We start from the raw sequence: 24,604 nt of genomic DNA, 5'->3' as shown, positions 1-24,604 counted from the left end.
ACTGATCCTTGTCATGGCCGCGTGCTGCGCCCCAGCCACGCCCGCCGAGCCGTTTCCGGGCCGACGAGTTCCTCAGTGGGCCAGCTGTGTTCCTCAGGATCTCGGGGAGCCGATGCCCGTTGCGGACGGTGACCCGCCGATGGGCCGGCTGCGCGGCGGAGTCGTCGCCGAGCGCACCCGGCTGTAGCCGCCGATCCTTGTCGGTCATGCCGATCAGTTCCTGGGCGAGTGCTTCGTTCACCATGCCCGCAAGGCAAGCAACCAGGAACCCAGCCCAGCGGCCCGAGCCGCGCCGACCGTTACCCATGCGCTCACATTGCCAGGAGCCTGTCCAACCCCCGCTCGAACAGCGAGTCGTCGCTCCAGCGGGTGGTGTCGAGGTGACCGGACGCGTTGAGGATCGGATGGGCCCCCGGGTCCGCCGTGACGTGGCGGCGTGCGTCCGCCCCTCGCCGGCGATCGTGGCAGCCGCGGTCAGGGCCGCGCCGATCACATAGCCGTCAGCCCACCGGCGGCGTGGCAGCTCGGGTGGACCCCGCCGCCGAGCCCGTGTTCGTCGGCATCACGAACGGCGAGCCGGTCCGCCTGCTGTACGACGTCGAGGTCTGTCCGGAGACAACGCCGTGATCAGCGGGAAACGCGGAGGGTCACGATCTCGAACGGGCGGAACGTGATCTCGATCGGCTCGCCCGCCGACCAGCTGGAGGCCTGGACCGGCGGGCCCGTCGGCGGCCGTTCGAGCAGGTCGGTCGTCCAGGCCCGGCCGTACGGCTCGGACACCGCGACGCGGGTGGTCGTGCGGGCGCCACGGGCCTCGTACAGCCGAACGACCAGGTCGCCCGACCTGTCCTCGGCGAGTTTGACCGCCTCGACGATCACCGCCGGCGAGGCGACCGTGAGCAGCGGCTGGACCGGGGCGCCGCCGGGGACCGTACGGGTGGGCAGGTTGATCTGATAGCCGCTCGCCAGCGCCTCGAGCACGGTGGGCGCCGGGCCCACGGCCGACCGCAGCACGTGAACGCCCTGGTCGGCGTGGGGGTCGGGGTAGCGCGGGGCCCGCAGCAACGACTGCCGCACCTGGGTGAACGTGGCGCCGCCCGCCGTCCAGCGGCGGGTGACGTCGTGCCCGTACGTCGAGTCGTTCGCCACCACCGCGCCGAATCCGGGCTCGCCCACGTGCACCCAGCGGTGGGCCACGGTCTCGAAGCGGGCGCTGTCCCACGACGTGTTGGCGTGGGTGGGCCGGTGCACGTGCCCGAACTGAATCTCCGAGGTGGCCCTGTCGGCGTGCACGGCGAGGGGGAACGACAGTTTGAGCAGTTTCTGCGTCTCGTGCCAGTCGGCACGGGTCTCGACGTCGAGCCGGGTCGCGCCCTCGGCCAGGCGGAACGTCTGCACGAACGTCGAGTCGCGGTAGGAGCGGCGGACCACGATCGCGTCGGCCTCGGCGGTCACCGCGTCGGCCGAGCGCAGTTCGGTGACGTGCCGCTGGTAGTGGGCGTCGATGTCCCACGCGTCCCACCGGTTGGGGATGTCGCGGAACACCTGCAGCAGCGCGCCCGCTTCCCCTTCGGGGACGAGCTCGCGGCCCTCGAAGACGAACGACACGAGCAACCCGGCGTCGTCGAGGACCACCCGCACCAGCCCGTTGTCGAGCACACTTCCATCCGCAGGGGACACCCAGCCTGGCGCAGCCGCGACGGCCGCGCCGAGAGGCGGCACCCCGGCGGCGGGGACCGGGGCGGCGTTGAACACCACGCCGGACGAACCGGGGCCGGCGAGCAGTTTCTGCGCCTGGTCGATCAGCGTGGTCAGCGCCACCCCGGCCAGCGCGTAGTTCCGTTCGGCTTCCTGGTGCACCCAGGCGATCGACGAGCCGGGCAGGATGTCGTGGAACTGCTGCAGCAGCACCGTGCGCCAGACCGCGTCCAGTTCCTCGTACGGATAGGAGCCGAGCCCTCGCCACGCCGCCGTGGCCCACCACAGCTCGGCCTCCCGCAACAGGTGCTCGCTGCGCCGGTTGCCCTGTTTGGTGCGCGCCTGGGTGGTGTACGTGCCCCGGTGCAGCTCCAGATAGAGCTCGCCCGACCACGTCGCCGGCGCGGGGTGCCCGGCCAGCGCGGCGTCGAAGAACGAGCGCGGCGTGCCCAGCGAGACACGCGGTGAACCTTCCAGGTCGCGGGTGCGGGCGGCCGCCTCGAGCATGTCGCGGGTCGGTCCCCCGCCGCCGTCGCCGAACCCGAACGGCACCAGCGAGACGTCGCTCAGCCCGTTCTCGGCGTACTGCCGCTGGGCGCGGGCCAGGTCCGCTCCGGACAGGTCGGAGTTGTAGGTGTCGACCGGCGGGAAGTGCGTGAACACCCGGCTGCCGTCGATGCCCTCCCACCAGAACGTGTGGTGCGGCATCCGGTTGGTCTCGCTCCACGAGATCTTCTGGGTGAGGAACGAGTGGCTGCCGGCGGCCCTGGCGATCTGCGGCAGCGCGGCGGTGTAGCCGAACGAGTCGGGCAGCCACACCTCGTCGGGCTCGACCCCGAACTCGCGCGCGAAGAAGCCCTTGCCGTGCACGAACTGCCGGACCAGGGCCTCGCCGCCGGGCATGTTGGTGTCGGACTCGACCCACATGCCGCCGACGGGAACGAACCGGCCCTCGGCGACCCGCGCGCGAATGCGTTCGAACAGCGCCGGGTAGTGCTCCTTCATCCACGAGTACTGCTGGGCGCTGGAGCACGCGAACACGAAATCCGGGTGCTCCTCCATCAGGGCGAGCACGTTGGCGAACGTACGGGCGCACTTGCGGATCGTCTCGCGCACGGGCCAGAGCCAGGCGGAGTCGATGTGCGCGTGCCCGACCGCGACCACCCGGTGAGCGCTCGGGCAGGCCGGCGAGGCGAGCACACCGGCCAGCGAGGCTCGCCCCTCGGCTGCCGTCCCCGCCACGTCGTCGGGGTCGACGGCGTCGCACATGCTTTCCAGGGCGCGCAGGATCGAAGCACGCCGGGGCAGCGCCGGATCGAGCTCGCGCATCAGCCCGCTCAGGGTCCGGATGTCGTGCAGCAGGTGATGGACGGTGAGGTCACGCTCGACCAGGTCGATGCCGCGCAGAGTGTAGAGCGGCTCGTGCCCCGCGGTCGCCCGGTCGCCCATCGGCGTGGGCCGCCCGTGCGACACGTCCGGGTTGGACGCGGCCTCGATGAACAGCTCGACCGGCCCCGTGACGGCGACAGCGTCGTTCAGCGGCTCGATCCCCTTCACGATCTCACCGTCGGGCCGGAACACGAGCCCTTCGGCCTGGAACCCGGGATGCGCCGCCGAAAACCCCAGATCAACCACGATTTCCCGGACGACGTCAGGACCGCCCCACCCGTCGGGAACCTCGCCGGTGACGTGCAACCACGTCGTGCCCCACGGCCGGCCCCACGCGACCCCGGGTTTGACCGGCGTGAACTGCTGCCGCACCGCCTCGGCGAACGGCACCGGCTCGCCCGGCACGTCCCACGCGGACACGTCGAGAGGCGCCCGTCGTCGATACAGCGCGGGACGCAGGTGTTCCCGGGTGAAGCGCTCGACGCGGGCCTCGATCGTGCGTGCGGAGTCGTGCATGGCCCCGATCCTGCCGCCCGCCGTGGCGACTCGCCAAAGCCGTTGGAGCGGGACACGCGGCCCGGTAGCTTTCTGGCATGGCGAGATTGACCCGGCTGGCCGGCCTGATGGCGGACGTCGCGCTCGGGCTGCCGAGGCGCGCGGCGCGGTACGAGGTCCGCAAGGACGTGGCGGTGCCGATGCCCGACGGCGTCACGCTGCTGGCCGACCACTACCGGCCTGCCGGCCACGACGAGCCGCTGCCCGTGGTGCTCGTCCGGGTGCCGTACGGGCGGGCCGGCGCGTTCGGGCAGCTGTTCGCCGCGCCCCTGGCCCGACGCGGCTTCCAGGTGTTCATGCAGGCCACGCGGGGCACGTTCGGGTCCGGCGGCCAGTTCCGCCCGTTCACGACCGAACGCGACGACGGCCTGGCCACCGTCGACTGGCTGCGCAAGCAGTCGTGGTGCGACGGCCGCATCGCGATGGCCGGCGCCAGCTACTTCGGGCACACCCAGTGGGCCGTGGCGCCGTACGCGGAACCGCCCCTGACCTGCGTCATGCCGCACATCACCTCGGCCAACATGACCGGCCGGCTGTTCTACGAGCACGGCGTCCCGCAGATCCACACGGCGCTGAGCTGGTCGGCGACGATCGGCCGGCAGGAACGGCCGGGCCTGCTGAGCAGCCTGCCCGACCCACGCGACCGGTCCCGGGTCAACCGCGCGCTCGGCCGGCTGCCGTTGCAGGCTGTCGATGTGGCGGTGGCGGGCGCGCCCGTGCCCTTCTGGCGTGACTTCGTGGCGCACGCCGAGCCCGGCGACACGTTCTGGCAGCAGGCCGACCACGACCAGGCCGACCTGAGCCGGATGCCGCCGGTCAGCACGGTCACCGGCTGGTGGGATCTCTTCCTGGCCGGCAACCTGGCCGACTACACGGCGTTGCGGGCGGCCGGGGTGCAGGCGCGGCTGGTGGTCGGCCCGTGGATCCACGGCGAGCCGGGCGAGCTGCGGACGATCGCGCAGACCGACGCGGCGTGGCTCGGCCACCACCTCAACGGCGGGCCGGCGCCGGCGGGAGCGCCGGTGCGGGTCTACCTGCAGCAGGCGAAGCGGTGGCTCGAGTTCGAGACGTGGCCGCCCCCGGGCGTACGGGAAACGCTCCTGCATCTCGGGCGGGGCGAGCGGCTCGTGACCCGGCCGGACGACGAGGCCGAGCCCAGCCGGTTCACCTACGACCCGGCCGACCCGACCCCGACCGTCGGGGGCCCGCTGCTGTCCCCGCCCGGCAAGCAGGCCGACAACACGAGCGTCGAGAAACGCGACGACGTGCTGGTCTTCACCGGCCCGGCGCTCGACGGCGACTTCGACATCGCGGGCCCGGTGAGCGCGACGATTTTCGTGCGCACTTCCCTGCCGTACGCGGATGTGTTCGTCCGCCTGTGCGATGTGGACCCGAAAGGCGTGTCGCGCAACGTCGTGGACGGCATTCAGCGCCTCGACCCGCGCCTCTCCGAGGAGCCGGGGCCCGACGGGGTGCGCACGGTTCACGTCGAACTGTTCCCGACGGCGTACCGGTTCCGAGCCGGGCACAGGTTGCGGGTGCAGGTCAGCGGCGGCGCGTTCCCCCGGTACGCGCGCAACATGGGCACCCCGGAACCGTTCGGCGCCGCCACCGAGGGCGTGCCGTGCGACTTCGAGGTCCTGCACGACACCGCCCACCCGTCGCACGTTGCGGTACCCGCTCTGTAGCCCGGCCGCACTAACATTGACCCCTACGCATCAATAGAGGGGGCCCGTGCGTGCAATCAGTGATCTCCGGTTTCGGCGAGCACCTCGGGTCGGTCCTCGGCGCCTTGGTCGTCACGGTCCTGGTCGCGGCGTTCAACTGGCCGTTCCGGTGGCTGCGCCGCAAGGGTGAGAAGGCCATGGCCGTCTATCTCGGCGCCACCCCGGACGAGCTTTCCCGGCACCGTGAGGCGGTGGTGGCCCGGCTCGGCAAGGACCCCGTCACCCTGGTGGAGGACCCCGGGCCGGACGCGCGGGCGAAAGCCATCCGGGACGCGAACGTGTTCGTCGGCCTCTACGGCCTGGAGTACGGCCCGCGTGAGGACGGCGGCAAGTCGGCCGGGCACCGGGAGTTCGAGCTGGCCGCCGCGCGGCCGGGTGGCCGGAGCCTGCGGTTGTGGCAGGTCGACGAGGTCCAGGCCTGGCTGCGCGTCCCGCCCACTCCCGAACCGGCCCTGCTGCACGAGCTGACGGCCGAGGTGAAGGAACATACGCCGAAGTCCATGCCGCTCGAGCCCCGCGACCTGGCCCAGCAGGTCGCCGCGGCGGTGCGGGAGGTCCGGCGTGCCCAGGTGCCCGAGTCGCGCTACCTCGACAGCCTGCTCGAGCCCCGCTCGTTCGTCCTCGGCGCGCTGGTGGCCGTGGGCGCGTCGCTGTACTTCACGATCCGGATCGCGGCCACCGGCGCGCCGGCCTCGTTCACCACCGTCCTGCTCCTGTCGCTGGCCTGCGGGGTTGTCGCCTATCTGGTCCGGGCCGGCGCCTCCATCGCGTTCCTGAGGTGACGATGGATCCGAGCCGTGGTGGCCGCGTGCTGGCCGACCTGGTCGGCGGCCTGATCGCCCTGATCGTGGTCTACGGCGTGGGCCAGGTGGCGTTGCCCTCGGGAGACAGGTGCCACGGCACGTCGATCACGGTCTGGTCGTCGACCGAGCCGGGGAAGGCCCGCGCCGACACGACGGCCGAACTCGGAGTGCTGCAGCGAGCCGCCGAGGAGTACGGGTGCGTCGAAGTGGTGCCGAAAAGCTCCGGCTTCGCGCAACAAGAGATCGCCGACGCCCTCAACCACGACAACAACAGCCGGCTGCCGGACGTCTGGCTGCCCACACACTCGTTCTGGAACGAGCTTCTCAACGAGCACGACGGCCGCTACGACGACAGCCTGGGCTCGGTCACGACGAGCCGGATGCGGCTGTACGTCAAGTCCGGCACCCCGCTGGCGACCTCCCTGGGCAGCGCGAGCTCGGTCGGCTGGAAGGCCCTGGCCGAGCGGGCCCGAGCCGGCGAGCTCGACCTGGTCAAGGAGAACGCGCTCAACTCGACCTCCGGCGCGATGACCACGATCCTGGCCTTCGAGGCGGCGGCGGGCGGCGGCAGCGGCATCTCGGCCGACGACGTACGGGCCGGGAAGCTCGACACCTACGCCGCGCCGCTGGAAAGGTCGGTCGCCTCCTACCCGGGCGAGATCGTCGAGTTCCTGAGCTCGTTCCAGCCACCGGTCGACACCGCCACGCTGCCCACCGCGATGATCGTCGAGGAGGCCGTCTACAAGGGCTTCCCGCATCTCGCTCAGCACTACCGAGGCGTGGACCTGGCCGGTCCCGATCCGACCCTCGACCACCCGTTCCTGATCCGGCCCGGCCTCGACGACCGCCGGAAACGGCTGGCCACCGCCCTGCACCGGACGCTGGTCAGCGACGGGTGGCAGAAGCAGTTCGACCGGGCCGGTTTCGACCCCACCGGCACGGAGCATCCACTGACCGCGCGTGACGGCAAGGTCGTCGCGGCGGTCCTGGAGCGCTGGCGCGAGACCCTGCGCAAACGGATCAGCCTGGCCATCACGATCGACCAGTCGGGCTCGACCGAGCCCCACAAGGCCGAGATCACCGAGGCGATCTCGGTGGCGCTGGACAGCCTGACCGAGACCGACCGGGTGGCGTTCTACGGTTTCCCGGCCGGACGCGGCGCGGTGTTCGGCCCCCTGTCGGCCCCCGGTTTCTCCGACCCGAAGAAGCTGGCCGTCCCCGAGGTGGCGAACCTGGGCGGTTCCAGCCCGGTGATCCAGGCCGTCCGCGAGACCGCCGACCTCGTCCGGGACGAGGTCGGCGTCAACGCCGACAACCCCCGCAAGCAGGCCGTCATCGTGATCACCGACGGCGAGCAGGCGGGGGCCGGCACCGCAGAGGAGCAGAGAAGCGCCGCCGAGAGCATCCGGCGCTACCGGGCCAACGGCGTCCAGGTGTTCTTCGTGCTGGTCGGCGACAAGCCGCTGTGCACGGTCGACCGCGTCTACAGCACGGTGGCCTCGGACTGCCGCAGGCCCGGGAACCGGCCCGCCCAGATCGGCCACGACGAGCGGCACTGGGTCTATTGCGTGACCGAGCGCCCGGACTGCCCCACGCCGCTCGAGTCCCAGAAGGGCAAGAGCGACGAGGAGCACATCCGGGCGATCGTGCAGCAGATCTTCGACCAGCTGGGCGGCGCTCCGCTCTGACCGTCAGCGCCGCAGGGTGGCGACGTCGATGACGAAGCGGTAGCGGACGTCGGACTTCAGGACCCGCTCGTAGGCGTCGTTCACCTCGTCGGCCCCGATCAGCTCGACCTGCGGGACGATGCCGCGCTCGGCGCAGAAGTCGAGCATCTCCTGGGTCTCGCCGATGCCGCCGATGCTGGAGCCGGCGAAGCTGCGGCGGTTGTTGAACAGCGAGAACACCGGCACCGCGAGCGGCTCGGGCGGGGCGCCCACACTGACCAGGGTGCCGTCGAGGCGCAGCAGCCCCAGGTAGGCGGCCATGTCGATGGGGACGCTGACCGTGTTGATGATCAGGTCGAAGCTGTTGCGCAGGGCTTCGAACGTCGCCGGGTCGCCGGTGGCGTAGTAGTCCGACGCCCCGAACGCGAGGCCGTCGTCCTTCTTGCCGAGGGTCTGCGACAGCACGGTCACGTCGGCGCCCATGGCCACGGCGATCTTGACCGCCATGTGCCCGAGCCCGCCCATGCCGACAACCGCGACCTTCTTGCCCGGCCCGGCGTTCCAGTGCGCGAGCGGCGAATAGGTGGTGATGCCCGCGCACAGCAGGGGCGCAGCAGCCTCGTACGGGATGCTCTCCGGCACCCGCAGCACGAAGTCCTGGTCGACGACGACGTGCGTCGAGTACCCGCCCTGGGTGATCGTGCCGTCCCGGTCGACGGCGGCGTAGGTGCCCGTGGCGCCGTCGAGGCAGTACTGCTCCTGCCCGGCGCGGCAGTTGTCGCACTCCCGGCACGAGTTGACCATGCAGCCGACGCCGACCCGGTCGCCCACGGCGTGCTTGGTGACCTCGGCGCCCACCTCGGTGACCTCGCCGACGATCTCGTGCCCGACGGTCAGCGGGTACGCCACCTCGCCCCACTCGCCGCGCACGGTGTGGATGTCGGAGTGGCAGATCCCCGCGTACCGGATCTCGATGAGCACGTCGCGAGGGCCCACCTCGCGGCGCTCGATCGTGGTGCGCGCCAGCGGCTCGGTGGCCGAGGTCGCGGCAATGGCGTTGACGCTGAACATGTGTGTCTCTCCGTTGGTCCGGTGGTGACGGCAGTGCCAAGCACACTCCCTTCCCCGGGGCCCGGGGAAGTCACCGCCGATGGGTGTACTGGTAGTACATCTCAGCCGCGGCCGCCGCGTCGTACCGTCGGGGGCGTGGACAACCGAGCCGAGGTACGCGATTTTCTCACCACCCGCCGGGCGAAGATCACACCGGAGCGGGCGGGGCTGCCGGTGACCGGGCAGCGGCGCGTGCCGGGGCTGCGGCGCAGTGAGGTGGCCGCGCTGGCCGGGATGAGCGTGGAGTACTACGCGAAGCTGGAACGCGGTTCGCTGGCCGGGGTGTCGTCGGGCGTGCTCGATGCGATAGCGCGGGCGTTGCAGCTCGACGAGGCGGAAAGGGCCCATCTCGTCCGGCTGGCACACGCGGCCAACGGCAGCGCGGCGCTGCTGCGTCCAAGCCGGCGTCCGAAACCGTCGGCGGTGCGGCCCAGCCTGCGGTGGTCGCTCGACGCGATCACCAGCCCCGCGATCGTGGGCAACCTGCAGCAGGACCTGGTGGCGGCGAACCTGCTGGGCCGGGCCATGTACGCCGACGCCTTCGCCGGGGCGGGCGGCGTCCCGAACCTGGGGCGGTTCACGTTCCTCGACAACGCGGCGCACCGGTTCTATCCCGACTGGAACCTGGCGGCCGACATGCTGGTGGCCAACCTGCGGACGGCGGCCGGCAAGGACCCGCACAACAAGGGCCTGCACGATCTGGTCGGCGAGCTGTCCACCCGCAGCGACGACTTCCGGCGGCGCTGGGCGGCCCACAACGTCCGCATTCACGGGACGGGGGTCAAGCACTTCCGGCATCACGTGGTGGGGGAACTGGAGCTGGCGTACGAGAGCATGGATCTGCGCGCCGACCCTGAACTGACCCTCACCATCTTCTCGGCCGAGCCGGGTTCCGCGACGGCGAGCAATCTGACGCTGCTGGCCTCGTGGGCCGCGACCGACGAGGCCGCGGCCCAGCAGGTCTGACGAGCACGAACAGGGGCCGGTTCTTCGATGGTCCGGGCGTGACGAAACCTCGGCCCGACGGATTCAGCGCGTCACCACCGACCATCCATGAGCCGGAACGACAGCGGGGTCGCCGGAGACGGGCGACGACGACTCGAGCACCTGCGCCTCCGGCGGCACGTCCGGGAAGCGGTAGTCGCTGTCCGCCACGTTGAGCAGCAGCGTGACCGGCCCCGACGTGAAGGCGGCGGCAGTGTTGGTGAGGTGGGTCGCGGTCGTCACCGCGTACGTGATCTCGGGGTGCCTGCGCCGTAACCCGATCAGCCTCTCGTGCAGGCGATAGGTCGGCCACCCGAGCGGGGACAGCTCGGACGGCGAGCCGGGGAAGGCGGGGCGGATCTCGTCGTCGCCGCCCTCGCGTTCCTCCTTGACGCCGCGGAAAGCCTGCTCGTCGCCGTAGTAGATGCTCGGCACCCCCGCCACCGTGCACAGGATCGCGACCGCGTGGCCGAGGTGCCGCGGGTCGTCGAGCTTGCTGGCGATCCGGGTGACGTCGTGGTTGCCGAGGAACGTCATCGGCAGCCCGGCCGGCAGCAGCTCACCGTGCCGTTGCAGCGCGTGCGCCAGCTCATAGAAGTTGCCGTCGTTGAGGCTGCTCCAGATCGCCTTCCACAACTCGTACTGGGTGATCGCGTCGAGCCCCGAGTCGCGCAGGACCGCCGCGTAGTCGCCGTGGATGACCTCGCCGACGAACCAGGCGTCGGGGTGCAGCGGGCGCACCCGGTCGAGCGCGGCCTTCCAGAACTTCGGATCGACCGCGTACGCCGCGTCGAGCCGCCAGCCGTCAGCCCCGCGCGAAAGCCAGTGGTCCATCACCCGTACGACGTGGTCAAGGACCTCGGGTTGCGTGTGGTCGAGCTCGCGCAGGCTGTCGTGGCCCTCGAAGCTGCCGCCGGTGAACCAGTGCGCCGGCGCCTGGAATCCGCGCCCGACGTGGTTGAACACACCGTCCAGCAACACCCGTACGCCGCGTTGCCGGGCCGCCGCGATCAAGGCGTCGAAGTCCGCGTCGTCGCCGAGCCGCGGGTCGACCCGGAAGTGGTCGATCGTGTCGTAGCCGTGCGTCTCGGACGCGAAGAGGGGGCCGAGCTGCAGGCCGTTGGCCCCCAGCTCGACCTCGTAGTCCAACCACCCGGCGATCTTGTCGAGGCGCCCGAAGCCGAGCGGATACACGTGCCACCAGACGGCGTGGCCGACCCAGCTGCTCATCCCGGCGACCCTACCCGCCGCGCCCGGTTCAGGCAGCGGCAACGGCGTCCAGGATCGGCCACGGCCACGGCCGGGGGCTGCGAGACGCTCAGCGCGTGCGACCCGCCGGCCACTTCGCGCACCGATCTCGCGCCGGCCCGTGACAGAGGCGCTCGTCACTGGCTTTCCGCTGCTCGCGTGTCAGGATGAGTGGCCGGGAGGGGGCGGGCATCATGGGTCTGGGCGATCTGAACGAGGCTGCGCGGGTCTTCACGGAGGTGCGGCCGCGCCTTTTCGGGATCGCCTATCGCATGCTCGGCAGCGCCACCGAGGCCGAGGACCTCGTGCAGGACGTGTGGCTGCGCTGGCAGGCGTACGACCGTGACACCGTGGAGAATCCCGGCGCTTTCCTGGCGACCACCACGACCCGCCTCGCCATCAACAACCTGCAGTCGGCCCGGGTACGCCGGGAGACGTACATCGGTCCGTGGCTGCCCGAACCCGTCGACACCAGCGCCGACCCTTATCTGGGCGCGGAAACCGGCAACGCGCTCGAATTCGCCGTCCTCATGCTCCTGGAGAAGCTGACACCCACCGAACGGGCCGCCTACGTGCTGCGGGAGGCCTTCGACTACCCGTACGGGCAGATCGCCGACATTCTGCGGAGCAACGAGCCCGCCGTCCGGCAGTGGGTGTCCCGCGCCCGCAAACACGTGGCCGGGCAACGCAAAGCGCCGGTGTCGCCGTCGGCGCAGCGGGAATTGCTGACCACTTTCATCACGGCGGCCCGGTCCGGGGATCTGGCCGGGCTGGAGAAACTGTTCGCCGCCGACGTCGCCAGCATCACCGACGGCAACGGCGCCAAGCACGCGGCCCGCCGGATCGTCGTCGGCGCGGAAAGGGTCGCCAAGTTCATCGCCGCGTTCTCGCCGTTCTGGTGGGACGGGGTCGAGCCGAGGTTCGTCGTGCTCAACGGGCGGCCGGCCGCGGTGCTGGAGCACGGCGACGAGGTCAAGGCCGTGCTGGCGCTCGAGGCCTCCGGCGACGGCATCGACCGGCTGCTCTGGATGATGAACCAGGAAAAAATCGCCGCCGTCCGCTGAAAGCTGTCACAGAACCGAGGCCCACCCGGTCCAGCTCATCGGGAGGGCACAATGCGAACAATTCTGGTGGTGGGCGGGGGCTATGCCGGCTTCTACACGGCGTGGGGCCTGGAGAAGCGGCTGCGCCGCGGTGAGGCCCGGGTCGTTGTCGTCGACCCCCGCCCCTACATGACCTATCAGCCGTTCCTGCCCGAGGTGGTGGCCGGTTCCGTCGAAGCCCGGCACGCCGCTGTTTCGTTGCGGCGGCACCTGCGCACGACGGAGCTGGTCAACGGCAGCGTCACAAAAATCGACCACGAGCACCGTACGGTGACGGTCCGGCCCGCCGTGGGCGAGGAATTCCCCGTTCCGTACGACGTCCTGGTCGTGACCGCCGGGGCGGTGACCCGCAAACTGGCAGTTCCCGGGGTGGCCGACAGCGCGATCGGGATGAAACACGTGGAAGAGGCGGTGGCCATCCGCGACCGGTTGCTGACGGCTTTCGACCAGGCCGCCGTCCTGCCCGCACCGCAACGGCGCCGCCTGCTGACCTTCACATTCGTCGGCGGCGGCTTCTCCGGGGTCGAGGGTTTCGGCGAGCTCATGTCGCTGGCCCATTCCCTCGTACGCAAGTATCCCGCCCTGTCGCCGGCGGAGCTCAATTTCCATCTGGTCGAGGCGCGCGGCCGCATCCTGCCGGAGGTGACCGAGGAACCGGGCCGATGGGTGGTGCGGCACCTGACCCGGCGCGGCGGGACGGTCCACCTGAACGCGCAGCTGCGCTCGGCCGTGAACGGTCACGTCGTGCTGTCGACGGGCGAGGAGTGGGACTCGGAGCTGATCGTGTGGACGGCCGGCAACGGCGCCAACCCGCTGGTCCACAACCACACCGACCTGCCGATCGACGAGCGCGGCCAGGTGGTCGTACGGGCTGACCTGCGCATCGGGACGGACACGGCGCCGGTGGCGGACGCGTGGGCCGCGGGCGACGACGCCTCCGTGCCCGACCTGACCATCGCCCGGCCCGGCGCGGCGACCGTGCCGAACGCGCAGCACGCCGTACGGCAGGGACGGCTGCTGGCAAAGAACATCGTCGCCGTGCTGCGGGGGCGTGAACCGAAGCCGTACGTGCATCACAGCCTGGGCACCGTCGCGACGCTCGGCCTGGGCCGTGGCATCTTCCAATGGCGCCGCGTCGTGATCAAGGGTTTCCCGGCCTGGCTGATGCACCGCGGCTACCACGTCCTGGCCGTGCCCACCTGGGAGCGCAAGGTGCGGGTGGCAGCCGTGTGGGCGACCGCGCTGTTCTTCGGCCGCGACATCGTCTCGCTCGCCTCGGTGCAGAACCCGCGCCGGGCCTTCGAAACCGGCGGCGAACCAGCCCCGGCCGCTGCCCCGGCCCGTGCGCGCGGCTGACCCTTGGCCCCACGGGCATGCACCCCGTTCGCCGGCTTGCCCGCGCGTGCTCCCGCTCCGACGTCACCGCCGTCGAGGCATGCCTGGCCGCCGACGTGATCGCTGTCTGCGACGGCGGCGGGGTGGTCGACGTCCCGGCGGCGCCGGTGCGCGGCGCAGGGGAGGTGGCGGCGCTCCTGTCCGGGCTGCTGGGGCGTGGCTCGCTGACGGTCGAGAGCGTCAACGGCGAACCGGGCGTCGTGGTTCGCTCGTACGGCCGGACCGCCTTTGCCGTTGTGGCCGCCGACTGCTCCCCGACCGGGATCACCGCGCTCTGGCTCGTCCTCAACCCGGCCAAGCTGACCCGCTGGCACCGCCGCGACTAATCCCTGAGCGCCAGGGACAGACCGGCCGCGGTGAAGCCCAGGCCCAGGATGACGTAGAAGAGGACGCTGCGGACGTTCTCGCGGCGCTCGTCGAGGAAGGCGCTCGCCGGGTCACCGGCCAGGTAGCGGACGGTCACCGGCGAGCCGATCGGCATGGTCGGGACCGCGGACGACAGGTTGCTCGTCAACTGGCGCGGGGTGCCCAGCTCGTCGGTGTAGGCGACGATCACCGCGCGGCTGCCGCCGGCCCGGGTCTCGTGGCCGGTCACAGTGCCGGCGGCCGCACGACCCTCGGTGCGCAGGCGGCGCAGGTGCAGCCATTCCCGTACGCCCCGGTAGAGCACGAACACCCCGACGAGCCCGATGACGACCGCGAACACCATGCCGGTCATCCTCGGGCACGGCCGCGCGGCCGTCGACCACCTTGACGGTGACTTGTGGTGAGCGTTCGGCTGGTGGACGTGACGTCAGCCGGTCGGCGTGCTTTCGGTTCCGCCGGTCGCCGCCGGCCGCTGCGCCCTTTCCGGGTCGAGTGACGGTCCCGGCACGAGCAGGCTCACGATCTCGCTGGGCACCGCGACCGGCTTCACCTTGCCGTACCCCAGTTTCGCCAGCAGTTCCGGGCGGGCCAGCGGGAACATCGTGCCGGTGTCGGTGACGATCCCGATCGTGCCGAGCCGCGACGAGTCCGGATTGGGCAGTGAACCGACCACCGCTCCCCGGCCGCGCGGCACGTACACCGCATCGGCGCGAACCTGCCCCTGCACGGCCACCGGCGGCACCGCCGTACCGTCGGGAATGTCCGGGTCGATGCGGACACCGTCGCGTGCCGCGTCGCGGATGGGCAGCGTCACGCACGCGCGCTGCGGGGTGCCGTCGGCCAGCGCCGGGACGGTCGCCGGCAGCCCACCGGCCTGGCCCGCGTCGGTGATCCGGGTCCGCGAGGGCCGCAGGTCGACGAAGTTGTCCACCGGCACCTCCGACTCTGCGCCCGGAACAGCCTGCAGGAGCTTCGCCTGGAACGGCGTCACGGCGGCCACCCCGTCCGACAGCAGCACCGCGAACTGCGTACGCCCCACATCGGTGATCACCCGACCGATCTCGAGCCCCGGCACCGGCGACCGGTCGTCCCCGTCCGGCAACCGCGGCGCGGCCAGGTCGGGCCCGCTCGGAATCGCGTTGATCCACGCCGTCGTGACCGGCCACGGCGTCTGCGCGTTGTAGCCGAGTGCGCGCTGAGTACGCAACTCCGCGCCCGGCGGGATGCTGAACTTGCGGTTCCCGTCGATCAGCGACACCCGCCCGTTCGGCTCGCTCACCAGCAACGCCTCCCGCTTCGCCGAGGCAAGCCGCCCACCACCCGGCGTGGTGCCCACCAGCACGGTCGACCGCAGCCCCGCATCCTCACGCTGCGTGCACACCGACCACGACCCGTCGAGCAGCGCCGACTTCTCCGGCAGCGAATCGGGCGCCCCCGGAATACCGAGCGCCGGCCCCAGCGGCACATCGGCCAGCTTCCGCGCCGAAATCCCCTTCACCGCGGCCGGCGACCCCTCCGCCAGCAGAAGCCCCGACGTGTAATTGAGCACCGGATGCAGGCGGCTGTCCGCCTTGAGATAGACGAACTGCGCGCCCGTCCCCTTCTCCTGCAGAATCACGCTGGAATCGCGCGGACTGGTGTTCCCGTTCCCGGTCACAATCCCGTAGATCGCCGTCGCCCCCACCGCCAGAGCGGCAATCAGCAAACTGATCAGCGCCGTCGTCCCCGCCCGCCGCATGGGCGACCGCGCCGGATCCGGATCCCGGTTGACCAACGCCGCCACCACACGCTGCATCGCGTACTGATAGGAGTGAAGCTGGTCCTGACGCGTGGGCATGGCCTCACTGTAGAGCCCCCGCTCGATACCCCACCGTCCCCCTTGTTCCCCGAACCAACCCCTATCCCGTACGCGACATCGCCACCCACAACCGCACCACGCCAGCCCCCAAGCTCCCTCGCGACCTGCGCGAAACACCAGGCCGCAGCGCGGGCCCCGGCCGTGGCGCCGATACAACCCCTATCCCATACGCGACATCCCCTCCCACAACCACACCAAGCCAGCCCCCAAGCTCCCTCGCGACCTACGCGAAACACCAGGCCGCAGCGCGGGCCCCGGCCGTGGCGCCGATACAACCCCTATCCCATACGCGACATCGCCTCCCACAACCGCACTACGCCAGCCCCCAAGCTCCCTCGCGACCTACGCGAAACACCAGGCCGCAGCGCGGGCTCCGGCCGTGGCGCACCCCGAGCACGACACCCACCCGCCGGGCCTGCGCCTGACTTTCGCCCCGGGTTTCGTCGCAACCAAAACACCGACAGTGCTGCTCTCTCCATGCGTCGAGTCGTAGCCCCGCCATCCCACCGGCGCGTCCCCGCCGACTGCGATGACTCCACCCCCACCCCAGCCGTCCTGCTCGCGGCAGCTTCGCGTCCAGCCCGGCCCCCCAGCCCGACCTCAGCCCGACCTCCCAGCCCGACCTTCCGGCGCGTCCCGCCGACCCGTTCCCGCCGCCGTGTTACAGCAGCGCCAGCGGCTACCCGCACCGGATCCTGAGGGCACTGTCGGGGCTTTCCTGGCCGGGGGTTTGGGGGACCAACTCCTCACCGCACCCGTCACGCCGTCGCCGCTGGGCACAGCCAGATCGGCGGCTCCAGCACGAAGCCTCCTCGTAGGGTGGACGAGCCGAAACCATCCGATTCAATCCATTCCGCAAAGGTGAAATGCGACGTCAAAACCTGTTCGAGCACGCCGAGCGAACCCGCCACCGGCAACTATTCACGACCCAGGCCGAAAGTCGAGGCACCTCGAAGCGAGTGACCTTCTCCGGCCTTGCCCACGACATTATGAGCAGCACCCGGCCGTCGCCCGGAAACGGCATCGAGATTCACCGTGACCGTCGCAAAACAGCAACCCCGTTGGTGGCCGACGCGCTGATCCGGGTGCCCGGCCTGGTCACGGTCGACGACGCAATCCACCCGCGGTTCGTGCTCGGCAACCAGCCGCGGCTCGTTCCTGCGCGGGGCGCGTGGCAGGCGCAGCGACCCGGGGGGGGGACCCCTGCCCGCACATTCGCCGTTGCGCGTCGGCACCGATCGCGCGTACGTGCGCCAGAGCCTGCCGAAGAAGCGCGGACACCAGACCGTTGCCGTCGAGGTAACGGGCGCAGCGCCCTTGTGAGCCCCTGCCCTGAGCGCGGGACTGTCCCTCGGAAGAACCATCGCGCCGCCGGATCTCGTCGGCTGACACGGACTCGGCCAGCGCAAGTTGATGCCGCGCAGACGTCTTCCCACCGATGTGGACTGCACTCGCGGGCGGCCAGCCGGTCGGTCAGCTCGGCCAGCAGGGCCGCCGGGCACGTGCCGGTGGCCGTCCCGCACGATCGCGACAGCCCTCCAGCGGGATCGCTCAGGGCGCTTCGAAGGGCGCCCGCCGCAGGCTCGCGGTCCGCGCAAGTCGGGAGCGACATGAACGACCCTGCGAAGCTGGGCTGCCGGTGTGAGCTTCCGGCCCTGAACATCTGACCTGCCAGCGAACTTCAGCCCATGGATCACTGCCGCCGGCGCCGATTCCTGCCCACGGACGGCGGGCAGCCAGCGGGTCCTCGGCGCAGGCGCGAACTCCTGCCCGCAGGCTTCGGTGACGACCGGACCGACCGCGGACGTGATCCCGCATTCCCGGCTGCCGTCGCCGCGCGCAGATCCCCGTCGTTTGATCGCGTTCTCGCGGGCGCGACGACGTGAGGAGGCGTCGGGCGCGGGCCCTTCTCCGCGGGTCTCGGCTGTGGGCGCAGGCCCGCGTTCATGAGTCTCGGTTCCAGTCCCCTGTCCGCCGACCCCATGTGCAGGCGAAGCCGGCCCGGGTGCGTGTGGACTCGGTGACCGGGATTCCCCAAGAGCCGGCCGACCAGCCACGGCCGTGCGTACGGGGTCGGGTCGGCGAGCCTCACCCGCGGACTGCCCACGGCCTGGGGACCCACGCCGCACGGAAGCGTGGCCCTTATGTGCGGCCTCGCCCAGCACCACCGCTTCCAGGCCGTATGGCGCCCACCCCACGCCGAGCAGAGTTCCGCCGCCCTGCTGACGGAGCCAGGCAACTTCCGAGCATGACGCTGCCGGAGACCCCACTCACGACGACGTGCATGCTCGCGGCGGAATTCGTCAGTCGACGGGGAGTAATTACGTCGGCGCGTCCGATCCCGCATCGACGATATTTCCGCCCGGCTGAACAACGACAACTGCGGCATACCTCTATTGTTTCGAACCCGTCGCACGCGTTGTAAGCATTTGATCATGCCATTTCCGGCTCCTGAGGGATGTGCGGACCGTGCAAAAAGAACGACAAATCCACGACCGGCCGAGAAAGGCGCCACCACGGGGGATTCGACGGCTGACCTTGATGATTCGCGGGTGTTGACCCGACCCCTGAGCCGATCCTAGCGACACAAAAATCCCGATTTGGCACGACACCGAGATCGGACGGCTCCGGAAAGGAACGCGGAGCCCTCGGTGGGTAGTTCTCACCACAAGATCACCTACACGGTGAGGAGTCCGCGGGATCGCTGATCGTGCCATGATCGACGTCCCCAGGGAACTCGTGCAGTACGTCGGCCGGCTACTCGCCGCCGAACGCCGAGGCCGAGGAACCCGGCCGAGCGCCGAGGCCGAGGAACCCGGCCAGACGCCCCGCGAGGAGAGGACCGTTCATCAGTGGCAGCGGGCCGTTCTCGACCACGGAGTGGAGTGTCGTCGGCGCGGCCCGCGATCGGCCTCGAAGCGCTGTCCGATGGCTTCGAGGCCGAGTTCGTTGAGCCGGCAGAACGATGTCAGATCAGGACCACCGAGCTGTCCGTCGATGGTTGCTCCAGACAGCGGCTTCGGATGGTGACGCGGCCTGATGGCGCGGGCTTACCAGCTCACTGTCCCGTTGACGTCGACGAACGTCCCCGTGGCGCCGTCGGAGGACAGGGCCGCGGCTTGGACGATCACCTCAGCAGCTTCCTCGGGTGTGGTGGGCGCCTGCTCCTTGTTGGCGGGGGTGAGGTCGGTCCGCACGAAGCCCGGACACACTGAGGTCACCTTGATCGGAGTGTCTGCCAGGGCCTTGGCCAGCACGATCGTGATGGCGTTCAGCGCCGCCTTGGAGGACTGGTAGGCCGGCACGACCATGGAATGCCACGGGGAGTTGGGGTCGGTCTGATGCGCCAGGGATCCCATCGCGCTGGAGACGTTCACGATCCGGCCAGCCGAGCTCTTGCGGATCAGTGGCAGGAATGCCTCGATCACAGCGACCGGGCCGAAGACGTTCGTCGCATAGGTCTGTTCGAACATCGCCAGGTCGAGTGCTTCCTTCGGGTCAGCGTGGGTTGCCTCGGGCAGGATTCCAGCGTTGTTGACCAACACGTCGAGATGCCCGAACCGTTCCGACACCTCGGCAGCCGCGGCGCGTACCGAGGCGGCATTGGTTACGTCCATGGTCACGTTGCTGACGGAGAAGCCCTCGCGAGACAGCCGGTCGGCGGCTTGCCGGCCGGCCTCCGTGTTGCGCGCGGCGACGATGACGTGGCCGCATTCGCGCGCCAGCCGACGAGCGGTTGCCAGGCCGATGCCCTTGTTGGCACCGGTGACGAGCGCAATCTTCATGGTCAGAACTCCTCCGTAGACGCCATCGCGACCCCGCCGGGTGCCGCACGAAGAAGCACATCAGCCACCTGCTGCAAACACTCGCGAGAATCGGACGTCACGATCCGAGGAGCTTGCTGCCTCGTTCTGGAAACCCCGCTACACCCTCAAATGCGAAGAGCCGCGAAACCATCGACGCCTGGCTCTCCGGAAAGCACCGCGACTTCGGCGCGAATATCCAAGCCGTCATGCGCCCGGACGGACTTCCCATCTGGAACCTCCGCTGCGATGCCCGGCCATCTGCATGACACCGGCTGCGCCCGCGACCTCCGCGTCACCGCCGCGCTGAACTGGGCTGCCGCCGAACCCGGCCTATCGCCATGGCCGACTCCGGTTACGAAACACAGGCCACGGCATCAAGACACCGGTCAGGCAAACCTCTCGCCGTCGACAACCGGCTGCTACGCGATCCGCGCCGCCAGGGCGAACGCGGGTTCGCGATTCTGATCGGCCGCTGGAAAACTGCGTCACACCACCGTCAGCGCGCGCCGGATCGGCGGCATCGTCGCCGCCGCATTGCACCTGACTCACTACGAACACAAATGTCTATCCGGATCTTGGTGAGATCAGGTCACTTGATCGAGCCGTGTTGCTGATGATTGGGGCCTGGGCGTGCCGGCGGGCCGCCTGTCGCGGTGGTGGGCACGGTCTCCTGGGTTCTCCGGTCGTAGTTCGGGCCGACTCATCCGGGTGCGGGGTCGCCGTTGCGCAGATGGGCCAGGGCGAGCAGGGCCGGCCGGCCCGGGGTCAGCCGGCCCATCGGGATTTGCGCTGCTGGCGGCGGATGCGGATGCGGTCGGCGAGGTGGTTCAGGGTCCGGCTGGACAAGGTGATCGTGGCAGGTAGGAGAGCATGGCGAGACTCCGGGTCGGGGCATCGGGTTGTGGACGATTTGCTGTCCTACCTGGAGCCTCGCCTCTTCGATCAGCGCCCCTGCCGACCAGGCCTCACCTGCAAGGTCAGGCTGGAAAAGGCTCAATGAATATTTCGGTGCGGAACTCGGAAATGCCCGAGGTCCGCGGCAACCGGGACTCCTGGACGAACGGTCATGAGGAGATCCTGGAACAGGATCCGGCGTGGCACAGGTATTGACGGATGGCCGTGACATTGAAGATACTCTCCGCACATGATCGTTACGCGAGATGGAGCGTTCGTTTGTCCTCACGAAGGATTCTGCCCGCCGCCGTCACTGTAATCGCCTGCGCTCTTGCCCTGATCCCGGGCGGAGCCGCACAGGCCAAGACTGACGTATCCGCACAGACTCAGGATGACGGCTGGTTTCGAATCAAGAATGTCCGCAGCGGCCTTCTCCTCAAGCCCAATACCACGGAGAGTGGCGTCGCCGTCCTTCAGGACGTCAAAGGCAGCAACAGCAGCTTGTCCGAGTGGCATCAGATCTCCGACGGCCACGGATATGCCCAGCTCGTCAACGGCGCAACGTCGAAATGGTACGCATTGACGGTGAGCAACAGCGTCGATTGGATCAACCGGCCGGTCATCGCATATGAAAGAAGCTCCACCTCGCTGCCGTTCCAGAGCTGGCGGATCATCAATAACAATCTTGACCAGACCAAGCGCATCGTCAACACGGCCACCGGGAAATGTCTGCGCATGTACAACAAGTCTGAGCAGATCGGTGCGCAGGTGTATGCCTACGACACGTCTCTCTGCGTTGAGGGCGACAATTCTCTGATGTGGACCTTCGTCGACGACTGATGCGTCCTGCGCCCCGGGGGGCCGCGCGGCAAAGCTCGGGCGGTCGTCCGGTCGGCCGATGCTGCCGGCTTCCCATGTGCAAGGCGCGCTTCGGCCGCCGGGGGCGGGCACGGTCAGGCCGATCAGCGACCGGCGCGCCATGGCGAGCGGCCGGCCGGGGCAGCCAGGCCGTACGCTGGCGGGAAACCGGCCGGAGGAGCTTGAAGTGGCAGCCGACAACGACGCGAAGCTGGCGGTGCTCATTGATGCCGACAACGCGCAGGCGCGGATCATCGAGGCGTTGCTGGCCGAGATCGCCAAGTACGGCACCGCGCATGTCAAGCGGGCGTACGGGGACTGGACCGGGCCCAACCTGAAGGGCTGGAAGGATGAGCTGCTCGAGCAGTCGATCCAGCCGATGCAGCAGTTCGCGTACACGAACCGGAAGAACTCGACCGACTCGGCGATGATCATTGATGCGATGGATCTGCTCTACACGGGGCGGTTCGACGGGTTCTGCATCCTGTCCAGCGACAGCGACTTCACCCGGCTCGCGTCGCGTATCCGGGAGTCGGGGCTGACCGTCTACGGCTTCGGCGAACGCAAGACACCCAAGTCGTTCGTCGCGGCGTGCGACAAGTTCATCTACACCGAGAACCTGACCGGCCCGACCCCGTCCGAGCCCGTGCAGCTGAGCGCGCGCAGCAACTCGGCCCTGGTCAATCAGCTGCGCAACGCCGTCGAGGCGGCCTCCGACGACGACGGCTGGGCCACGTTGTCGCACGTCGGCCAGATCCTGACCAACCAGAGCCCGGATTTCGACTCGCGCACGTACGGGTTCAGCAAGCTGAGCGATCTGATCGGCGCGATCACCCTCTTCGACCTGGAACGACGTGACCTCGGTCCGGGCAAGAAGGCGGTTTTCCACGTACGGGACAAACGCCGCCGCATGAAGAAGGACGTGTAGGGCTGTCACACCCGGGAGGGCTGCCCGGTCGAAATGGGTGACCGAGGCAGAACACGAAGGGTGTGATGGAGATGAAGATCGCCGTGCTGGGCGGTACCGGGCTGATCGGTTCGCAGGTCGTCAAGCTGCTGGGTGAACATGGCCACGACGCGGAGCCGCTGTCCCCGTCGAGCGGCGTCGACCTGCTCACCGGTGAGGGGCTCGACGCGGGCCTCAAGGGCGCCGAGGTGGTGGTGAACCTGACCAATTCCCCGACCTTCGACGAGAAGTCGCCGGCGTTCTTCCAGCAGACGATGGACAACATGCTCGCCGCCGCGCAGCGTCAGGGGGTCGGGCACGCCGTCATCCTGTCGATCGTCGGCGTCGACCAGGTGCCCGCGCTGGACTACTACAAGGCCAAGGTGCTGCAGGAGGACGTGCTCAAGGCCGGCCCGATCCCGTGGTCGATCGTGCGCGCGACCCAGTTCTTCGAGTTCGTGAAGTCCGTGCTCTCCTGGACCACCGAGGGTGACACCGTACGCCTTCCCGCCACGCCGGTGCAGCCGCTGGCGTCGGCCGACATCGCGCGGGCCGTGGCCCAGGTGAGCGCCGGCGAACCGCTGCTGGGTGTCCGCAACGTCGGCGGTCCCGAGGTGTTCACGCTGGACGAGCTGGGCCGCATCGCGCTGCAGGCCACCGGCGATCCCCGTACGGTGGTGACCGACCCGGCGGCCGGAATGTTCGCCGTCGTCCCCGGTGACGTCCTGACCACCCCGGCCGACGCGGTGATCGCAACCACGACGTTCCGCGAGTGGCTGTCCGCCCAGAAGTAGCGCGCACCCCCGGGAGCACCGCTCCCCGGCCGGACCCGGCGGCGGCGTCCAGGACAGGCACGAGCGTGCCGATCCGCGACGCCCGCCGGGCCTGAGCCGGCCAAGAAGCCAACCGAAAGACGGCGGGCACGAAGCCAACCGAGAACGCCAGGAAAGAAGCCGACCGAAGGGCGCCGGGGCCAGAAGTCGAACGAAAGACCCCGGCCCAGAAGGCAACCGAAAAACGCCAGGCAAGAAGCCGACCGAAGGGCACCGGGGCCAGAAGTCGAACGAAAGACCCCGGGCCAGGAGCCAACGGGAAGACGCGGCCCTGGAGTCAGCTGAGGACGCCGGCGTGCCGGGCTTCTTGCGCCTCCCGCCGCAGCCCGTCCCCGGTCCGTTGTGCGGTCGCGCCCAGGGTTCGCCAAGCGCTGGCCGACGCCACCGCCAGCGGCAGCAACAGCAGGAACGCCAGCAGCACCCAGATCCTCGCGCCGAGCCCCGCACCGACGATCATGCCCGCGGCCAGCGTCGGCAGGACCACCGAGCTGACCAGGGTGAACATCGCCGTGGCGCGGGCGAGGGCGCGGCCGGCGTGGCGCCGCCGGTTGCCGACGCCGGTGGCGAGCAGGCCGAGGAACGCCCCGGCGATCATCGCGGCGCCGCCGAACTCCATCAGTTCGTCGAGGAACGCGAACCACCACGTGTCCGGCGTCTGCGCGGGGGCGGCCAGCTCGGCGAGCCGCAGCCCCTTGTCCCACAGGAACGGCTGGAACACCAGCGCCAGCACCAGGATCCCGGCCGTACGCCGGGAGGAGGCCACGGCCAGGGTCGTCTGATAGGCGTCGGCGATCTCGTCGAGCGGCCCGAAGTCGGCCTCGGCGCGCGCCCTGGCCTCTCCGGCCGGCCAGCCTTCGGCGACAAGCGCCTCGGTCGCGTCCTCCAGGTGGTCGGCGGCCTCCTGCAGCAGGTCACGTTTGGCCCGCCGCGGTCCGACGAGGGCGGCGTCGAGCTCCGCGAGGTAGGTCACCCAGCCATCCTGCCGATCAGCCGGGCCGGCCACATCCGGAATCACCCTTAGGCCGGTCTGAGGACGTCGCCGACCACGCGGGCGAACTGGTCCCACTCGGCGCGGGCGGCGGCCAGCTGTTTGTGGCCGGAGCGGGACAGGGTGTATGTGCGACGCCGGCGGCCGGTGTCGTCGGACCAGTCGCTGCGCAGGTAACCGGCCGCTTCGAGCCGCCGCAGGGCCGGGTAGACCGTGCCGGTGGGCAGGTCGAGCTCGCCGCCGCTGCGGGCGGCCAGCGCCTCGATGATCGCGTAACCGTGCCGGGGCTGGTCTTCGACGGTCGCGAGGATCAGCGAGTCCAGGTGACCACGGAGCGCGTCGGCCTTCATGTAGACAGCCTACACAACGTCGCTAT

General features: G+C 70.1%; 19 protein-coding genes and 1 pseudogene. 10 read left to right on the top strand and 10 right to left on the bottom strand.

Annotation, left to right across the window (positions count from 1 at the left end; genetic code table 11):
- Positions 1-627 precede the first annotated feature (627 nt).
- A complete protein-coding gene (locus C8E87_RS35610) occupies positions 628-3,603 on the bottom strand; it encodes an alpha-mannosidase (protein ID WP_133877795.1) in 2,976 nt (991 codons plus the stop codon).
- Between the two features lie 77 nt (positions 3,604-3,680).
- Here C8E87_RS35610 and C8E87_RS35605 point away from each other — a divergent pair, with 77 nt between their 5' ends.
- Genes C8E87_RS35605 through C8E87_RS35595 form a run of 3 tightly spaced genes read left to right on the top strand, consistent with a single transcriptional unit; the run spans position 3,681 to position 7,860 of the window.
- Complete coding sequence (locus tag C8E87_RS35605; protein ID WP_203720815.1) at positions 3,681-5,330, top strand: CocE/NonD family hydrolase; 1,650 nt, start codon at positions 3,681-3,683, stop codon at positions 5,328-5,330.
- Positions 5,331-5,380: 50 nt separating this feature from the next.
- Positions 5,381-6,151, top strand: a complete 771-nt coding sequence (locus C8E87_RS35600; RefSeq protein ID WP_133877794.1) for a DUF4062 domain-containing protein — start codon at positions 5,381-5,383, stop codon at positions 6,149-6,151.
- On the top strand, positions 6,148-7,860 hold the full coding sequence (locus tag C8E87_RS35595) for a vWA domain-containing protein (RefSeq protein WP_133877793.1): 1,713 nt from the start codon (positions 6,148-6,150) through the stop codon (positions 7,858-7,860). The genes C8E87_RS35600 and C8E87_RS35595 overlap by 4 nt, the downstream gene beginning before the upstream one ends.
- 3 nt (positions 7,861-7,863) lie before the next feature.
- Here C8E87_RS35595 and C8E87_RS35590 read toward each other — a convergent pair whose 3' ends face one another.
- Positions 7,864-8,910 (bottom strand): NAD(P)-dependent alcohol dehydrogenase, encoded by a 1,047-nt coding sequence (locus C8E87_RS35590; protein ID WP_133877792.1) that lies wholly within the window; start codon positions 8,908-8,910, stop codon positions 7,864-7,866.
- Between the two features lie 135 nt (positions 8,911-9,045).
- Between C8E87_RS35590 and C8E87_RS35585 the strand changes: the two genes are divergently transcribed.
- The gene (locus C8E87_RS35585; protein ID WP_133877791.1) at positions 9,046-9,915 is read left to right on the top strand and encodes a helix-turn-helix transcriptional regulator; all 870 of its coding nucleotides are present in this window, start codon (positions 9,046-9,048) and stop codon (positions 9,913-9,915) included.
- Between the two features lie 63 nt (positions 9,916-9,978).
- On the opposite strand, the gene C8E87_RS35580 is transcribed toward C8E87_RS35585, so the two are convergent.
- Positions 9,979-11,163: an alpha-amylase family glycosyl hydrolase gene (locus C8E87_RS35580; RefSeq protein WP_133877790.1), complete on the bottom strand. Its 1,185-nt coding sequence runs from the start codon at positions 11,161-11,163 to the stop codon at positions 9,979-9,981.
- Between the two features lie 185 nt (positions 11,164-11,348).
- Here C8E87_RS35580 and C8E87_RS35570 point away from each other — a divergent pair, with 185 nt between their 5' ends.
- Genes C8E87_RS35570 through C8E87_RS35560 form a run of 3 tightly spaced genes read left to right on the top strand, consistent with a single transcriptional unit; the run spans position 11,349 to position 14,005 of the window.
- Positions 11,349-12,245, top strand: coding sequence for an RNA polymerase sigma-70 factor (locus C8E87_RS35570; protein WP_239080438.1), 897 nt, complete (start codon positions 11,349-11,351; stop codon positions 12,243-12,245).
- Positions 12,246-12,296: 51 nt separating this feature from the next.
- Positions 12,297-13,640 (top strand): NAD(P)/FAD-dependent oxidoreductase, encoded by a 1,344-nt coding sequence (locus C8E87_RS35565; protein WP_133877789.1) that lies wholly within the window; start codon positions 12,297-12,299, stop codon positions 13,638-13,640.
- A gap of 17 nt (positions 13,641-13,657) precedes the next feature.
- Positions 13,658-14,005: a sigma-70 family RNA polymerase sigma factor family protein gene (locus tag C8E87_RS35560; protein ID WP_133877788.1), complete on the top strand. Its 348-nt coding sequence runs from the start codon at positions 13,658-13,660 to the stop codon at positions 14,003-14,005.
- Here C8E87_RS35560 and C8E87_RS35555 read toward each other — a convergent pair.
- The 5 genes and pseudogenes from C8E87_RS35555 to C8E87_RS35530 all read right to left on the bottom strand — a co-directional run.
- Complete coding sequence (locus C8E87_RS35555) at positions 14,002-14,388, bottom strand: DUF3592 domain-containing protein (RefSeq protein WP_166661388.1); 387 nt, start codon at positions 14,386-14,388, stop codon at positions 14,002-14,004. The genes C8E87_RS35560 and C8E87_RS35555 overlap by 4 nt on opposite strands.
- An 84-nt stretch (positions 14,389-14,472) precedes the next feature.
- Entirely contained in the window at positions 14,473-15,882 is a 1,410-nt protein-coding gene (gene eccB, locus C8E87_RS35550; RefSeq protein ID WP_133877786.1) for a type VII secretion protein EccB, read from the bottom strand.
- Positions 15,883-16,661: 779 nt separating this feature from the next.
- The gene (locus C8E87_RS43995; RefSeq protein ID WP_166661387.1) at positions 16,662-16,814 is read right to left on the bottom strand and encodes a hypothetical protein; all 153 of its coding nucleotides are present in this window, start codon (positions 16,812-16,814) and stop codon (positions 16,662-16,664) included.
- A gap of 2,139 nt (positions 16,815-18,953) precedes the next feature.
- Positions 18,954-19,688, bottom strand: coding sequence for an SDR family oxidoreductase (locus tag C8E87_RS35540; RefSeq protein ID WP_133877784.1), 735 nt, complete (start codon positions 19,686-19,688; stop codon positions 18,954-18,956).
- Positions 19,689-20,424: 736 nt separating this feature from the next.
- Positions 20,425-20,561 (bottom strand): annotated as a pseudogene (locus C8E87_RS35530) (IS5/IS1182 family transposase); the annotation flags it as partial.
- A 261-nt stretch (positions 20,562-20,822) separates the two neighbouring features.
- Here C8E87_RS35530 and C8E87_RS35525 point away from each other — a divergent pair.
- The 3 genes from C8E87_RS35525 (at position 20,823) to C8E87_RS35515 (ending at position 23,201) form a co-directional block, all read left to right on the top strand.
- A complete protein-coding gene (locus C8E87_RS35525) occupies positions 20,823-21,443 on the top strand; it encodes an RICIN domain-containing protein (protein WP_166661386.1) in 621 nt (206 codons plus the stop codon).
- 205 nt (positions 21,444-21,648) lie between these two features.
- Complete coding sequence (locus C8E87_RS35520; RefSeq protein WP_133877782.1) at positions 21,649-22,389, top strand: NYN domain-containing protein; 741 nt, start codon at positions 21,649-21,651, stop codon at positions 22,387-22,389.
- 65 nt (positions 22,390-22,454) lie between these two features.
- Positions 22,455-23,201: an SDR family oxidoreductase gene (locus tag C8E87_RS35515; protein WP_239080439.1), complete on the top strand. Its 747-nt coding sequence runs from the start codon at positions 22,455-22,457 to the stop codon at positions 23,199-23,201.
- 316 nt (positions 23,202-23,517) lie between these two features.
- Here C8E87_RS35515 and C8E87_RS35510 read toward each other — a convergent pair whose 3' ends face one another.
- Together C8E87_RS35510 and C8E87_RS35505 are read right to left on the bottom strand one after the other, a co-directional pair.
- Entirely contained in the window at positions 23,518-24,210 is a 693-nt protein-coding gene (locus tag C8E87_RS35510) for a permease prefix domain 1-containing protein (protein WP_133877781.1), read from the bottom strand.
- A gap of 47 nt (positions 24,211-24,257) precedes the next feature.
- A complete protein-coding gene (locus C8E87_RS35505; protein ID WP_133877780.1) occupies positions 24,258-24,578 on the bottom strand; it encodes a PadR family transcriptional regulator in 321 nt (106 codons plus the stop codon).
- Between the last annotated feature and the right edge of the window lie 26 nt (positions 24,579-24,604).

It is taken from the genome of Paractinoplanes brasiliensis (assembly GCF_004362215.1).
Lineage (GTDB): Bacteria > Actinomycetota > Actinomycetes > Mycobacteriales > Micromonosporaceae > Actinoplanes > Actinoplanes brasiliensis.
This window is presented reverse-complemented; position numbering and strand designations above follow the sequence as displayed.

Excerpts from the sequence above, each read along its gene's own strand:
- C8E87_RS35610 (WP_133877795.1), bottom strand. The coding sequence starts at position 3,603 with ATGCACGACTCCGCACGCACGATCGAGGCCCGCGTCGAGCGCTTCACC.
- C8E87_RS35605 (WP_203720815.1), top strand. The coding sequence starts at position 3,681 with ATGGCGAGATTGACCCGGCTGGCCGGCCTGATGGCGGACGTCGCGCTC.
- C8E87_RS35590 (WP_133877792.1), bottom strand. The coding sequence starts at position 8,910 with ATGTTCAGCGTCAACGCCATTGCCGCGACCTCGGCCACCGAGCCGCTG.
- C8E87_RS35580 (WP_133877790.1), bottom strand. The coding sequence starts at position 11,163 with ATGAGCAGCTGGGTCGGCCACGCCGTCTGGTGGCACGTGTATCCGCTC.
- C8E87_RS35570 (WP_239080438.1), top strand. The coding sequence starts at position 11,349 with ATGAGTGGCCGGGAGGGGGCGGGCATCATGGGTCTGGGCGATCTGAAC.
- C8E87_RS35565 (WP_133877789.1), top strand. The coding sequence starts at position 12,297 with ATGCGAACAATTCTGGTGGTGGGCGGGGGCTATGCCGGCTTCTACACG.
- C8E87_RS35560 (WP_133877788.1), top strand. The coding sequence starts at position 13,658 with ATGCACCCCGTTCGCCGGCTTGCCCGCGCGTGCTCCCGCTCCGACGTC.
- C8E87_RS35555 (WP_166661388.1), bottom strand. The coding sequence starts at position 14,388 with ATGGTGTTCGCGGTCGTCATCGGGCTCGTCGGGGTGTTCGTGCTCTAC.
- eccB (WP_133877786.1), bottom strand. The coding sequence starts at position 15,882 with ATGCCCACGCGTCAGGACCAGCTTCACTCCTATCAGTACGCGATGCAG.
- C8E87_RS35540 (WP_133877784.1), bottom strand. The coding sequence starts at position 19,688 with ATGAAGATTGCGCTCGTCACCGGTGCCAACAAGGGCATCGGCCTGGCA.
- C8E87_RS35525 (WP_166661386.1), top strand. The coding sequence starts at position 20,823 with ATGGCCGTGACATTGAAGATACTCTCCGCACATGATCGTTACGCGAGA.
- C8E87_RS35515 (WP_239080439.1), top strand. The coding sequence starts at position 22,455 with ATGGAGATGAAGATCGCCGTGCTGGGCGGTACCGGGCTGATCGGTTCG.
- C8E87_RS35505 (WP_133877780.1), bottom strand. The coding sequence starts at position 24,578 with ATGAAGGCCGACGCGCTCCGTGGTCACCTGGACTCGCTGATCCTCGCG.